Annotated in this window: 9 protein-coding genes; all 9 read left to right on the forward strand. The window is 72.3% G+C overall.

All coding sequences use genetic code 11. The features are described 5' to 3' along the window. Window positions 1-4: 4 nt before the first annotated feature. The 9 genes from OG329_RS26150 (at window position 5) to OG329_RS26190 (ending at window position 14,856) form a co-directional block, all read left to right on the forward strand. Entirely contained in the window at window positions 5-2,428 is a 2,424-nt protein-coding gene (locus tag OG329_RS26150) for a TOMM precursor leader peptide-binding protein (protein WP_405798555.1), read from the forward strand. Continuing rightward, complete coding sequence (locus OG329_RS26155) at window positions 2,418-4,355, forward strand: TOMM precursor leader peptide-binding protein (RefSeq protein ID WP_405798557.1); 1,938 nt, start codon at window positions 2,418-2,420, stop codon at window positions 4,353-4,355. Before OG329_RS26150 ends, OG329_RS26155 begins: the two co-directional genes overlap by 11 nt. Window positions 4,356-4,395: 40 nt before the next feature. Beyond that, window positions 4,396-5,997: a nitroreductase family protein gene (locus tag OG329_RS26160; protein ID WP_405798558.1), complete on the forward strand. Its 1,602-nt coding sequence runs from the start codon at window positions 4,396-4,398 to the stop codon at window positions 5,995-5,997. A 41-nt stretch (window positions 5,998-6,038) separates the two neighbouring features. Then, the gene (locus OG329_RS26165; protein WP_405798560.1) at window positions 6,039-8,828 is read left to right on the forward strand and encodes a lantibiotic dehydratase; all 2,790 of its coding nucleotides are present in this window, start codon (window positions 6,039-6,041) and stop codon (window positions 8,826-8,828) included. Further along, window positions 8,825-9,907 carry a lantibiotic dehydratase C-terminal domain-containing protein gene (locus tag OG329_RS26170; protein ID WP_405798562.1) on the forward strand — a complete coding sequence of 361 codons (1,083 nt, stop codon included), beginning with the start codon at window positions 8,825-8,827 and terminating at the stop codon, window positions 9,905-9,907. The genes OG329_RS26165 and OG329_RS26170 overlap by 4 nt, the downstream gene beginning before the upstream one ends. Next, a complete protein-coding gene (locus OG329_RS26175; protein WP_405798563.1) occupies window positions 9,904-11,067 on the forward strand; it encodes a site-2 protease family protein in 1,164 nt (387 codons plus the stop codon). Before OG329_RS26170 ends, OG329_RS26175 begins: the two co-directional genes overlap by 4 nt. A gap of 34 nt (window positions 11,068-11,101) precedes the next feature. Further along, window positions 11,102-12,031, forward strand: coding sequence for an ABC transporter ATP-binding protein (locus OG329_RS26180; protein ID WP_405798564.1), 930 nt, complete (start codon window positions 11,102-11,104; stop codon window positions 12,029-12,031). An 84-nt stretch (window positions 12,032-12,115) separates the two neighbouring features. Continuing rightward, complete coding sequence (locus OG329_RS26185) at window positions 12,116-12,871, forward strand: ABC transporter permease (RefSeq protein ID WP_405798566.1); 756 nt, start codon at window positions 12,116-12,118, stop codon at window positions 12,869-12,871. Beyond that, window positions 12,868-14,856 carry a TOMM precursor leader peptide-binding protein gene (locus OG329_RS26190; RefSeq protein WP_405798568.1) on the forward strand — a complete coding sequence of 663 codons (1,989 nt, stop codon included), beginning with the start codon at window positions 12,868-12,870 and terminating at the stop codon, window positions 14,854-14,856. Before OG329_RS26185 ends, OG329_RS26190 begins: the two co-directional genes overlap by 4 nt. Window positions 14,857-14,949: the final 93 nt, after the last annotated feature.

The following is a 14,949-nucleotide window of genomic DNA, read 5'->3' on the forward strand; positions in this document are numbered from 1 at the left end:
TCCCATGGCTCCAGAAGCGACAGCGACTCCCCCGGCCGCCGCGCCTCCGGCGGCACAGACTCACTCACGGCCGGCGTCCGCCGTGTCCGCCTTCGACTCCCTGGCCGGCACCCGGCCCCGAGTGCGCCGGGACGTCCTGTTCACCGAGACGCCCGGCGGGGTCCTGTTCCACAACGCGGACGGCGGCTTCCATCTCACCGGCCGCACCGCCTACCGCTTCGCCTCGCTGATGGTGCCGCACCTCGCGGGCCACCACCGGCTCGCCGACATCTGCCAGGGTTTCGGACCCGCCCAGCAGGCCATGGCCGCCGAGCTGGTCAAGACGCTGTACGAGCGCGGCTTCGCCCGCGACATCCCCGAGGACGAGACGCCCACCCCCGTCTCTGATGCCCTCACCGACGCGGTCACCACCCGATTCGCCGCCCAGATCGCGTACGCCGACCACTACGCGGACGGCGCCCTCGCCCGCTTCGCGCGCTACCGCACCACCCGCGTCGCGATCCTCGGCACCGGACCCGTCGCCCGCTGGTGCGCGCTCAGCCTCGTCCGTAACGGCTGCGCCCGCCTCGCCGTCGAAGGCGATGCGATCAACGACCGCACCCTGCGCGCCGAGATCGCCGAACTGGCCACCCAGGACTGCCCGGTGACCCTCGACGCCCTCGACGCCCTCGACGCCGTCGACGCCGTCGACGCCCTCGACGCCCTCGACGCCCCCGACACCCCCGACACCCTCGGCACCCCCACCCCGCACCCCGACTGGACCGCGCTCGACGGCTACGACATCGTCGTCGTGACCGGAGCCGACTCCTCCGCCCGCACCCACGCCCTGCTGTCGGCGGGCGTGCCGGACGGCACCACCCTCATCCCCGCCTGGACGTTCGGCCGCAGGTCGGTCACCGGGCCGCTCAGCAAGGCCGGTTCGGCCGGCTGCTGGTCCTGCGCGGTGCTACGCCTCGGCGGCAACACCGACGCGGGGACCGCCGCCGACATCTGGAGCGAGGTCGCGGGCGGCGCCACCGGCGGCGCGTCGGGACGCTCCACCCCGACCGGCCCCGTCGCCGCGATGTCCGGCAACCTCCTCGGCTACGAGATCTTCCGCCTCACCACCGGAGTCCTGCCCGCCGAGACCGAAGGTCAGGTCCTCGTCCAGGACCTCGAATCGCTCGACGTCATGGCCGAGCCCGTCCAGCCCCACCCGCGCTGTGCGCTGTGCGCGCCCGCCACCGCGGCCGTACGCCCCACTCTCCCCGGCGGACTGACCCTCCCCGTCACACCGACCGTGGAGAGTGCGGGCGAGGCCGAGGAGCTGGTCGAAGGGCTGAACCGGATCAGTACGGCGCTGGTGCGCCCCTTCACCGGCATCTTCAGCCGCTACGACGACGAGAGCCTGACCCAGACCCCCCTCAAGATCAGCCGCGTCGAGCTGGCCGTCGGCCACGGGCCGCGCAGGCGGATCGCCGCCTTCGACGTGCACCACCTCGCGGGCGCCCGGCTGCGCGCGCTGTACGCGGCGGCCGAGACGTACGTCGAGCACGTCGTGCCCGTGACCCCCGACGCTGGCCCGCCCCCGGCCGGCATCGCCGCGCTGGCCCCCGACCGCCTGACGACGGGCGGCGGCACCGGCGCGGGCGTCGAGACGGTCGGCGCCTGGCTCACCGCGATGTCGCTGCTCACCAAGGAGCCCGTGCGGGTACCGGCCGCCGCCGTACGGCCGTTCGGCCCGTACAACTCCGGACGTCTGCACCAGGCGACCTCCGCCGGCGCGGGCGCGGGCCCCAGCCCGCAGGAGGCGGCGGGCCGCGGTCTGCTGTCGGCGCTCGCCCACGGCGCGCTGCTGCGGGCGGTACGCGGCGAGGCCCGCACCGCGCTGATCACTTCCCCGCTCGTCACTTCCCCGCTCGTCACCTCCCCGGCGGCCGGTGAGCCGGACGCCGATCCGGAGCTGGTGTTCCTGCTCAAGTCCGTGCCGAACGTGGGGATACGGGCCGAACTCGTCGACCTCGGCGAGCAGGAGCACTCCGGCGGCCATGTCGTACTGGCCCGCGAGACGCGAGGGGAAGGGGCCGGAGCGGAAGGGCAGGGGCGCTGGGCCGTCGCCGCCGGGCTGTCGCGTACCACCGCCGCGTGCGCCGCGCTGCGTGACCTCATCGGCCAGGTACAGCTCGACGCCGAGGACCCGGACACCACCGTCGACACCGGGGACCCGCTGATGGCTGAACTCGCCTCCGCCACCGTCGTGTTGACCGCCGAGCCGGTCGCCGCCGACGCGACCGCCACCACCTTCGACGCGGTTCTCGACCAACTGCGCGCGGCCGGACGCGACGTGCTGTACGTCGCCACCACCCCGGCCGACCTGCCCGCCGGCGGCATCAGCACGGCGCGCGTCCTGCTCACCACCGGCCCGGAGGGTGCGCCCGATGCCGGCTGAACCCTGGGAGCGGTCCGCCCGCGACCTCGCCACCTTGATGCACCGCAGTCTCGACACCGCCGGACCCGTGCTCGACATCGCGCCGCTCGGCGTCCACGACGCCTTCGCGGACGAGGAGCCGACGCGTACGGACGCCGTGCCCGTACGGTTCTACGGCCGCCACGCCGTCGTCGGACCATTCCCCGACCCCGACCCCGACCCCGACCCCGGCGTGGCCACGCACCGCCCCTGTGTCCGCTGTCTCGCCCGCCGCTGGCAGGGCGTGCGCTCCGTCGCGCTGCGTGAGGCCCTGGAGCTGGGCTCCGGCACCAGGGCCGCCGGCCGGTCCCCGTACATCACCCCGTTCACCGCCGACGCCCTCGCCGGGATCGTCGCGGCCAGACTCGCCGGGCAGGGGCCGTCGATCGGCTCCTTCCCGGCGGTCCACCTCGTGGACCTGCAAACCCTTCAGGTACGCCACTACCCGCTCGTACCCGACCCCGAATGCCCCCGCTGCGGACGCGCCGACGAGGACACCGCCGAGGCGGCCGTCCTCACGCTGAACCCCGCGCCCAAACACAGGCCGGGCAGCTTCCGGCTCCGCGACATCGGCGCGTACGAGCTGCCCGTGGAGCCGTACGCCAACCCCGTCTGCGGCTCGCTCGGCCCCTCCGTCGTACAGGACATCTCCTCCGCGTCCACCTCCGCCACCATCGGCTGTTTCTCGATGCGCAGCGGGGAGTATCTGCGCGAGACGTTCTGGGGCGGCCACGCCGACACCTTCGCGCAGAGCGTGCGCATCGGTGTCCTGGAGGGACTTGAGCGGTACGCCGGGATGCGGGCGCGCGCCAAGGCGGCGGGCACGCACGGCTCTCTCAACGGCCTGCGGGCCGCCGGTGAACACGCACTCGATCCGCGTGAAGTCGGCCTGTACTCCGAGGAGTTCCACCGCGCCAACCCGCACGTCAAGCCGTTCCACCCGGACCGTGAACTCCCCTGGGTCTGGGGCTACTCGCTCCGCGATCACCGGCCCGTCCTCGTACCGGAAGTGCTGACGTACTATCACGCGCCGGGCCTGGAGAACCGGTTCGTGCAGGAGAGCTCCAACGGCTGTGCGTCCGGCGGCTGTATGGAGGAGGCCGTCTACTTCGGCCTCATGGAGGTCGTGGAGCGCGACGCGTTCCTGCTCACCTGGTACGGACGCGCCGCCCTCCCCGAACTCGACTCGCGCACCAGCACCCGCGCCGCCACCCGGCAGATGGTCGACCGCCTGGAGATGTACGGCTACGAGGCCCGCTTCTTCGACACCCGCATCAGCTTCCCGATCCCCGTCATCACCGGCGTCGCCGTCCGCCCGGACGGCGGCAGGGGCCGGATGTGCTTCGGCGCGGGCGCCGGGCTCGACCCGGAGTCCGCGCTCGCCGGGGCGCTGTGCGAGATCGCCACGGACGCCGTCAACCTCCAGGGCCGCACCGAGCGGGACGAGACCAGGCTGCGCGCCATGGCCACCGACTACGACAAGGTCGCGGCGCTGCACGACCACCCGCTCGCCTACGGCATCCCGGAGATGGGGAACAACGCCCACTTCCTGATCGGCGAGCCCGGCGCGCCCCGGCAGCGCAAGCGGTCACTGACCGAGGCGTACGGCGACGGCTCCCTGCCGCCCGTCTCCGACGATCTGCGCGACGACCTCATCCGGTGCGTAAGTGCCGTCACCGACAAGGGATTCGACGTGGTCGTCGTGGACCAGACCATGCCCGAGCAGCGTGATCTCGGTCTGACGACGGTCTCGGTGATCGTGCCCGGTCTGCTGCCCATCGACTTCGGCTGGACCCGGCAGCGCGCGCTCGGCATGCCCCGGCTGCGCACCGCGCTGCGCGAGGCCGGGATGCGTGAACGCGACCTGACCGACGCCGACTTGAACCTCGCGCCGCACCCGTTCCCGTGACCCGAACCACCTGACCCGAACCCCTGAGAGGAGCACCACCATGGGGTACGCCCATGACTACGCCGCCGCGATCATGCAGCGGGGCCGGGTCCCGATGCCACCGGTCGATTTCGTGCCGAACTGGTCCGACGGGCCGCGCAAGGCGAAGTACTACCCGGGGGTCGACAGCCTGCCGCTGCCCGCCGCCGACTATCCGACGGAGGCGAGCCTCGACCGCGCCTTCGGCGGCCCCGGTGATCCGGGAGCGTTCGACCTGACGTCGCTCTCCGGCATGCTCCTCGACTCGTACGGACTGACCGGCCGCCGGCTCGGCGTCCAGGCCAACACCGACCTCAGCGCCCTGCCCTTCTACCCGCTCGCCAACTGGTCGCGCGGCTCCGCCTCCGGCGGCGGCCTCTACCCCGTGAGCGTCTACTGGGTCTGCGGGCCGAGCGGCCCCGTCACGCCGGGCGTGCACTACTACTCCACCCGCCACCACGCCATGCAGCGGCTGCTCACCGGCGATGTGTCCGGCGAGGTACGCGCGTCGCTGGCCGGGTACGGTGCGGAGACCGATCAGTACCTGGTCCTGGGCATCAAATACTGGCAGAACTCCTTCAAGTACAACAGCTTCTCCTTCCACGCCGTGAGCATGGACCTCGGCGCCGCCGTCCAGACGTGGCGCATGTGGGCGGGCGCGCGGGGGCTGTCCGTCGAGCCGGCCATGTGGTTCGACGAGGCGCGGCTCCAGAAGCTGCTCGGGGTACGGGGCGAGGAGGAGGGCGTGTTCGCGGTCGTGCCGCTCAAGTGGGCTGGCACACAGGCCAGTTCAGCGGCATCGACCGGCGCGAACGTCTCCGTACGGCGCCGGGACGTCGAGCGCTCGCGCGAGGTCTTCACCTTCGACGCGCTGCTGAAGATGCAGGCCGCGACGTCCGCCCACGCCGCCGAGCGACCCGCCCCCGGCGTGCTCGCCCCGGCCGCCGCGCCCCCGGCCGACCCGGAGCTGCCGGTCACGGCGCTGCCCGCCGCGCGGCCGATGCCCGCCGACGTACGGACCGTGCTGCGCCGCCGGCGCAGCAGCTTCGGCCGCTTCGACGCGAGCCGCCCGGTCACGGGCGAGCAGTTGGCGGCGTGCCTCGCCGCGTCCGTCGCGGGTTCGCACCTCGGCGGCGACACGGGCACGGGCACGGCCCCGGGGCCGGAAGAGGACGGCGTACGGCTCACGAAGCTGTACGCGTTCGTCAACCACGTCGAGGGGGTGGAGCCGGGCGCGTACGAGTACGACCCCGACGCCCGCGAGCTGCGGCTGGTCAAGGCGGGCCGCCCCGGCGAATTCCTCCAGCGCAACTACTTCCTCTCCAACTACAACCTGGAGCAGGCCGGCGCCGTACTGGTGCCCACCATCCGCACCTCCGCCGTCCTCGACGCCGTCGGCGACCGCGGCTACCGCCTCGTCAACGCCACCATCGGCGCCGTCGCGCAGTCCGTCTACACCGCGTGCAGCGCACTGGAGTTGGGCTGTGGCGTCGCCCTGGGCTTCGACAACGTCTCGTACATCGAGGAGTTGCGGCTCGACGCCACCGGCGAGGCCCCGCTTCTGATCATGATGGTCGGCAACGAGCGCCCCGCCCCCGCCGACTTCCGGTACGAGATCGCCTGAGCCGATGGAGCAGCCGATGAACTATTCCAAGGGGAACAGGGATGCCTGATCAGGCGTACCAGCCAGACGACTCGGCGCACGGCCGGGGCCCGAGGCGCGCGTTCATGCTGCGCGTCGCCGGGCTGCCGATCGACACCGTGCGCGCCCTGCGCTGCCCGGCGAGCCGCCGCTGGGCGGACACCGTGCTCGCCGAGGAGGAGCGGCTGCGGGTGGCGGGGGAGCGCGTCGGCGACATGCTGCACGACCTGGTCGGCCGTACCGGCGACGGCGCGGACGCCGGGCCCGACGAGGCCGCCGACCGGCGCGCGCTGCTGAAGCTGCGCCGCGAGGTGTTCAACAACCGGCTGCCGCAGCGGCCCGGCGCGGCCCTCGGGCTGGTCGCCGGGCGCGACGCGGCGACGGGCGAGGCCCTGTCGCGGTGGCTGCTGGCCCGGCGGCAGTTGGCCGAGCTGCGGGCCACCGGCGCCGAGCTGTTCGCGGGCGAGAGCACCGAGGCGCGGGCCGCGCTGCGCGCCGTCGCGGGGGAGGAGCGGCTGCGCAAGGGGCTGCTGCTGGCCTCGCCGACGCTCGACGCGCAGATCGACGCCTTCGTACGGCAGGGGGACGGCAAGCCCGACAAGCGGCGCAGGAAGATCGAGCGGTCGCTGCTGTCGTACCTGTACCGCACGGTCTGCAAGACCAGCCCGTTCTCGACGTTCACGGGGGTGGCGCTCGGTGAGTTCGAGGACGCGCCCGCAGTGACGGCCGAGGGCGACGGCTTCGAGGTGCGGGTCGCCGAGGAGTGGACCGGGCACGCGCGGCTCAACGTCGTCGCGCTGGGCCGGCTCGCCGAGTGCGTGATCGCCGATCCCGTACGCCGTGCCGATCTGCCCGTCGCCCCGGCCTCCGGCTGGGGCCGGGACGACGACCGGGTGCGTTACGTACGCCGCTGGGTCACCACCGGTGACGACGACACGGCCGTCACCTTCGACGCGGTGAAGGACCGGCTGTTCTTCCTGCGCCGCAGCGGCACGCTGGAGCGGCTGCTCGACTTCTTCGAGGAGCATCCGGTGCTCCGCTACGGCGAGTTGGCGGCCTGGCTCGCCGACGACGCGCGGGCCGGGGCCGACGAGGCCGAGCAGTACCTCGCCGCGCTGCTGGACCTCGGCATGGTCCAAGTACCCGCGCTGCGCACGGCGGTTCACGACACCGACCCGCTGCGCGCCTTCCAGCGCTCGCTGCGCGAGCTGGACCGGCCGTGGGCCACGGAGCTGGCGGGACGGCTGGAGGAGGCCGTGGCGCTGACCGACCGGTTCGCGGGGGCGGCGCCCGCCGAGCGCCGCGACGTACTGGCCGCGCTCCGCACCACGCTCCAGGACATTCAGTCGGAACTCGGCGCCGACAAGCCCCGGGTGCCGCAGACCTTGCTGTACGAGGACGCGGCGGCCGGACGTGGGACGGTGATGGACCTCGGGGCGTGGCGCGAGCTGACGGCGGTGCCGCTCAGCCGGGTGGAGAGCGTACTGCCCGCCTTCGATCTGACGCTGCCTCAGCGTGTCACGTTCAAGGGCTTCTTCCTGGCGCGATACGGACAGGGCGGGCGCTGCGACGATCTCCTCAAGCTGGTGCACGACTTCCACGAGGACTTCTTCGACCAGTACATGACGTTCACCGCGAGCCGTACGACCTTCGACGCCGAAGGGCGGTACGTGCCTGAGGTGAACTGGCTCGGACTGCCGCAGCTCAAGGCCGTCGACACGGCGCGGCAGATGTTCATCGAACGGATGCGCGCGCTGTGGTCCGCGGAGGGCCACAGCGACGAGATCGACCTCGATGCCGGTTTCCTCGCCGACGTCGCCGCCGAACTCGCCCCGGCCGCACCGGCGTTCGCGCCGATGAGCCACCACATCCAGCTCGCCGACCGCCCGCACGACCCGCTGATCGTCCTCAACCGCTCGTACGGCGGTCTGTCCTTCCCCTTCAGCCGCTTCACCCAGTGCTTCGAAGGACTCGACACCGACCTGCTGGCCGGCGCCGCCCAAGTGCAGCCGCCGGGCGCGGTGTTCGCCGAAGTCACGGGCGGCCCGGTGACCAGCAATCTCAATCTGCACGGGCGGCTCACCGAGTACGAGATCGTCTGCCCCGGCGAGAGCGGCACGCTGCCGGAGCAGTACCGCATCCATCTCGACGACCTGCACATCGAACACGACGAGTCCGCAGACCGGCTGGTGCTGCGCTCGACACGGCTCGGCCGCGAGGTGATCCCCGTCTACCTCGGCTATCTCGTGCCGCTCGCCCTGCCCGAACTGCCCCGCACCCTGCTGCTCCTGTCGCCGACCTCGATGGCCCCGCTCAATGTGTGGGGCGGGGTCCCGGAGGGCGCGCCGGTGGGCGGGGTGACGCGCAGGCCGCGCGTGCGGCACGGCAGCGTCGTACTGAGCAGGCGCAGTTGGAGCGCGCCCGCCGCCGGACTCCCGCTGCACACGCCGGGGACCTCCGACGACGAGTGGTTCCTCGGCTGGCACCGCTTCCGGCGCGCGACCGGGCTGCCGGACCGGGTCTTCGTGACCGTGTCGGACAGCGGGGCGCGCGGTGCGACGGGCGCGAAACCGCAGTATCTGGACTTCGACAGCGCGCTGTCGCTCACCGCGTTCGAGGCGCTGCTCAAGACGGCCGAGGCGCGTGTCGTGTTCCGCGAGACGCTGCCGGACGAGGACGGGCTGCACGCCGTCTCCGACCGTGGCCGCCATGTGGCCGAGCTGGCCGTCGAAACGCTGCCGGGCCCGTACGCGTCTTCTGCCGCCCCGCAAGAACTCGTATCCGCCGACTCCGCACGGAGGAACGCCCGATGACCAGCCCCGGACCCGTACCCGGACCCGTACCCGGCAACTGGCAGGCCACGCACGTCTTCTACGCCGCCAACCCGCGCCCCTTCCTCCTCCAGTGCGTGCGTCCGCTCGTCGCCGAGCTGGAGGCGGAAGGGCTGATCGACAACTACTTCTTCATGAACTACTGGCTGGAGGGCCCGCACGTACGGCTGCGCCTCAAGCCCGTCAGCGAGGCGGCGGCCCCCGCCGTGCGCGCCCGCACCGAGCAGGCCGTCGACGCCTTCCTGGCCGAGCGCCCGGCGCTGTACGAGGTGGACTCCGGCTTCCTCAACGACTTCTACAACACGCTGTTCGAGATCGAGTTCCCCGGCAGCGAGCGCGGCCACTACCAGGACGACCAGGGCCGGATGAATCTGCGCCCCAACAACTCGCGCAGCGCGGAGCCGTACGAGCCGGAGTACGGCAAGTACGGCGGCCCCGCCGGGATCGAGCTGGCCGAGTGGCACTTCAGGCACTCCAGCGATCTCGTCATCGAGGCCCTGCGCACCAAGAACCTCCATCTGCGGACCGTACTGCTGGGCACGTCCGCGCAGTTGATGATGGTCATGTCGGGGACCTTCCTGCCCGACGACCGCGAGCTGACCGAATATCTGGAGAGCTACTACGAGTTCTGGCACAAGGCGTTCCCCGGCACCGGCTTCATCGGGACCGTCGAGTACGACAAGAACTACGCGGCGATGGCCCCCGGTCTCACCGAGCGGTTCGCCAGGGTCAGGTCCGCGATCGGTGCCGGTGAGATCGGCCGGCTGCCCGGATTCCTCGCCGGCTGGGCCGAGCACTGTGCCGAACTGCACCAGCGGGCAAGGAAGTTGACGCTGGACGGCGATCTCGTCTTCCGCTCCTGGGACGGCGAGCGCGACGAGCGGGTGAGAGACCCGGCGGTGGCGCTGCCGCTGCTGCTCTCCCCGTACATGCATATGACCAACAACCGGCTGCATGTCACCATCCGCGACGAGGCGTATCTGTCGCACGTACTGGGCCGCACCCTGCGGGAGTCGGGGGCTTCGGAGAAGACTGGGGCGGAGGCGGTGGGCGCGCCATGACCGCCCCCACGGGCCGGGCCCCCGACCAGGTCCCCGACCAGGTCCCCACCGACCGGTACCGGCCGGCGCTGCGCCCCGACGTGCTGGTCAGCGACGCGTTCCTGCTCGGCCCCCGGACCGTGCATCTCGTCAAGAACCCGGGGAGCGGCAAGTCGTACGAGGTCGGGGTCAAGGAGCACTTCCTGATCGCGCGCATGGACGGCACGCGCGGTCTGGACGAGCTGGGCGCGGACTACGCGACGCAGTACGGCAAGCGCCTCGGCGACGCCAACTGGCAGCAACTTCTGGGCATGTTGGGAGCCCGGGGACTGCTGGAGGGCGGCCCCGCCGCCCCGACGGGCCCCGCCGCCTCCGCCGTCCCCGCCGCCGAGGAGCCGCCGAAGCCCGAGCGCACCCTGCTGCGCGGCACGCTCCCCCTGGTCGCCGACGCCGACGCGACGGCCGACCGCCTGCACCGCGTCTTCGGCTTCCTGCTCGCCGCACCCTTCATGGTCCCGCTGCTCCTGCTGATCACCGCCATGGAGGTGGTGGCCGTCGCGCGGCTCGGCGAACTCGTGGACGGAGCGGTGGCGTTGTTCACCAACCCGGTCCTGCTCGCCGGCGCCGCCACGCTGCTCTGGTTCAGCACCGCGCTGCACGAACTGGCCCACGGGGTGGTGGCGAGACGCTACGGCGGGCAGGTCGCCGAGATCGGACTGCGCTGGCGCCTGCCCGTCGTGATCATGTACTGCACGGTCGACAACTACCCTTATCTGCGTACGCGTTGGCACCGCGTCGCGACCGCCGCCGCGGGCGCGGTGATGAATCTCGCCGTCCTGCTGCCGTTCTGCGCGGTGTGGCTGTTCGCCCCGGTGGACGAGCCGACCGGCGAGGCGCTGGCCGGGCTGCTGCTCCTGGGCAGTGTGCAGGCGCTGGCCATGCTCGTACCGTTCCCGCCGCTCGACGGGTACAAGATCGCCGCGCAACTGTGCGGCGCGACCGCGCTCGCCGCGTCCAGCCGTGAGTACGTACGTCTGGCCGTGCGGCGCGATCCGGCGGCGAAGGCGTACCCGCGCAGGGCCCGTACCGCCTATCTCGCCTACACGGCGGGCTCGTCGCTCGTCCTCGCCGGGATCGTGGCGGCCGTCGTCGCGCTGACGGTCCACCTCCTCGCCACGTGAGCCCGCACACCGCCCCACCCTCAAGGAGACCCGCATGGCCCCCACACCCACCGACGACCCGACCGACGGCCCCGCCGTCGTCCTCGACACGATCCACAAGCGGTACGGGGAGAAGCGGGCGGTCGACGGCATCTCGCTGACCGTCGCGCGCGGTGAGTTCTTCGGGCTGCTCGGCCCCAACGGCGCGGGCAAGACGACGCTGGTCGAGATCATGGAGGGCCTGCGCCGCCCCGACTCGGGCTCCGTCACCGTCCTCGGCCGCAAACCCTGGCCGCGCGATCCCGAGCTGTTGCCCCGGCTCGGCGTCCAGACGCAGGCGTCCGCCTTCTTCGTACGGCTCACGGCCCGCGAGCACCTTGAGACGGTCGCCGCGCTGTACAAGGCCGACCGCGAGGCGGCCGAGCGCTCTCTCGCCGCCGTCGACCTCACCGAACACCGTGACGTCCGCGTCGACGACCTCTCCGGCGGCCAGCGCCAGCGCCTCGCCATCGCGTCCGCGCTCGTCCACGACCCCGAGCTGATCTTCCTGGACGAGCCGACGGCCGCGCTCGACCCACAGGCCCGCCGCGCGCTGTGGCAGGTGCTGCGCGCGCTCAAGGGCGCCGGGCGGACCATCGTCTACACCACGCACCATCTGGACGAGGCCGAGGCGCTGTGCGACCGCGTCGCGATCGTTGTCGACGGCCGGATCGTCGCGCTGGACACCCCCGGAAAGCTGGTCGCCGCCAGCAGCACGCTGACCCGGCTGCTGGTCCCCGCCGACCGGCTCACGCTCGCCGACGCGCAGGCCATCCCCGGTGTGCTGCGGGCCACCGAGGACGGCGACTCGATCGTGCTGGAGACCGAGGACTCGGGGCCGGTGCTGTCGGCGGTCGACGCGCTCGCCGGACTGCACGGCGTACAGACACGCACCGCCAGCCTGGAGGACGTGTATCTCGAACTGACCGGCAGCGCGCAGCCGTAGCCCCGAGCATTGATCGAGAGACGGAGCACCGACACGATGAGCACGACACGTGCCACGAGTACGCCACGTACACGCACGCGCGCCATGAGCGCCTACTCCGCGCTGAGCCAGGCCGGTTACAAGGCGTACACGCGCGACAAGACCACCCTCTTCTTCACCTTCGCCTTCCCCCTCCTCTTCCTGGTCGTCTTCGGCCTGATCTTCCACGGCATGACCGTCGAGGAGAGCGGACGCCCGTACATCAACTACATCGCGCCCGGTGTGCTGTCGTGGGGCGTCGCCAACGCCGCCGTCTTCGGCGTCGGGTTCGTCATCATGCAGTGGCGCCGTGACGACATCCTGCGGCTGATCCGGATGACGCCGACCCCGCTGCCGACGATCCTCGGCTCGCGCTATGTGCTGGCGCTCGCCATCGGCACCGTGCAGGCCGCGATGTTCGTGCTCGTCGCGATGCTGCCGTTCTTCGGTCTCGAACCGGCGGGGAGCTGGCCGCTGGCGCTGCCGGTGCTGTTCCTCGGTATCACCGCGTTCCTCGCGGTCGGCGTGATCGTCGGCTCGTTCGCCAGGACGCCGGAGGCGGTCGCCGCCGTCGCCAACTGCCTGATGGTGCCGATGGCTTTCCTGTCCGGGTCGTTCTTCCCGCTCGATGCCATGCCGGGCTGGATGCGGAATGTGTCGCTCGTGCTGCCGCTGCGCTACTTCAACGACGGCATCTCGGCCGCGATCACCGGTGACGGCGGCAGCGGCGACATCCTGGTGGCCTGTGGCGGCATCACCGCCTTCGCCGTCGTCTTCGGCGCGGTCGCGCTCAAGACCTTCCGCTGGAGCGACCAGTCATGACGACAGGGACGGAGGCGGGGGTGGTCGTTTCCGAGGGCACGCCGCTGGAGCGCGGCCGTGCCACCCTCCAACACGCCTTGACCGTACGGTTCGAGGCCGCGCACGCTTCCTCGCCGGCTCTGCTCGCACCGCTCGTCGTGCCCCTCGGCGCCGCCGACGTCCTCGGCTTCGGGCACCTTGACCCGTACGCCGCCGTCCGCCCCCACGCCAACGTCCAGCTCACCTCGCGCGCCGCCCTCGTGGGCCCGTGGGGAGGCTCCACGGGGACCGCCTGCGGCCAGTGCCTGGCCATGCGCTGGCAGCGGCTGCGCAGCCGCTCCGAGCGCGAGGCGCTGGAGTTGGGCCACGAACCGAACGGCGCCGCCGACTGGCCGCTGCTCACCGACTACGCCGCCGACGCGATCTGGGCGGCGTATCTCGCCGTCCGTACGGGGGAGTTGACCCCGCCCGCCACTACCGCCGCCGACCGTGAGCTGCCGCAGGTCACCCGTATCGACCTCGGCACCCTCGCCCTCGCGACGTTCCCGCTGCTGCCCGAACCGCTCTGCCCGTCCTGCGTCCCCGGGCGCCCCGACACCGCCGACGCCGCGCGCATGCGCCTGACCGCCCAGCCCAAACCGGATCCTGACGGCTACCGGCTGCGCCCGCTCGGCGCGTACCCGCTGCCGACCGCCGCGCTCGCCAACCCCGTCTGCGGCACGCTCGGTTCGGACACCTGGATCAACCCGGCGTCCACGACGACCGCTCCCGTCGCAGGCACCCACTTCGTACGCGGCTACGCCGGTCTCAACGACGTCACCTGGAGCGGCCAGGCCAACAGCTACTCCACCAGCCGAACGCTCGCCTTCCTGGAGGGACTTGAGCGGTACGCGGGCACCCACCGCCGCCGTGGTACGACCCCGGTCACCGACTCGTACAACAACCTCGCCGCCGACGCCCTCAACGCGCTCGACGTGCTCGACCCGGCGGACTGCGGCTTCTACGCGGACGCGACGTACGAGAAGGACCATCTGGTCAGCCCGTTCGACCCCGACCGGCCGATCCCCTGGGTGTGGGGTTACTCGCTGCGCGACGAGCGGCCGATCCTCGTCCCCGCCCGCCTCGCGCACTACAGCGCGGGCGTCGACGCCGACAACTTCGTCTTCGAGTGCTCCAACGGCTGTGCCACCGGCGGGAGTCTGGAGGAGGCGATCCTCTTCGGACTGCTGGAGCGGATCGAGCGCGACGCGTTCCTGCTCGCCTGGTACGGCAGGGCCCGGCTCACCGAGATCGACCTCGGCTCGTGCCGGAGCGACACGATCCGCACCATGCTCGACCGGGCCGCGCTGCACGGTTACGACGTGCACGCCTTCGACACCCGCATGGATCTCGCCGTGCCGGTCGTCACGGCCCTCGCCGTGCGGCGCGACGGCGGTCTCGGCACGCTGTCGTTCAGCGCCGCCGCCGGCTTCGACCCGGAGGGCACGGTCGACGCCGCGCTGTCCGAAGTCCTCACATACATCCCCCACTTGCCCTACCAGGTCGCCGAACGCGAGGGCGAGCTGCGCGAGATGGCGGCCGACTACCGCAAGGTCCTGCATCTGAAGGACCACGCGCAGTTGTACGGCCTGCCGGAGATGGCGCACCACGCGCGCGAGTATCTGGAGCCGACCGCCGTGCGCACGCTTGAGGAGACGTACGCCGACTGGGCCCCGGTCCGGCCGCGTACCGGCGATCTGCTGGACGATCTGCGGCTGCTGCGTGACGAGTTGGCGGGTGCGGGGTACGACGTCATCGCCGTCGACCAGACGACGCCCGAGCAGCGGCGGATGGGGCTGCACACGGTCAGTACGACGGTGCCCGGTCTGCTGCCGCTCGACTTCGGGTGGACGCGGCAGCGCGCCCTGCTGATGCCGAGACTGCGGACGGCGCTGCGGGTGGCCGGGCGGCGCACGGACGACCTGCCGGAGTCGGGGATCAAGGCGGTCCCGCATCCGTTCCCGTAACCGGTCGGGGTCTGCGGCACGACGGCAGCCGGCCCCTCGCCCGGTGGGTGTTCCCACGGGGAAAGGGGCCGGCGGACAGACCTGGCTGCGAAG

It is taken from the genome of Streptomyces sp. NBC_01506 (assembly GCF_045040295.1).
Taxonomy (GTDB): Bacteria; Actinomycetota; Actinomycetes; order Streptomycetales; family Streptomycetaceae; genus Streptomyces.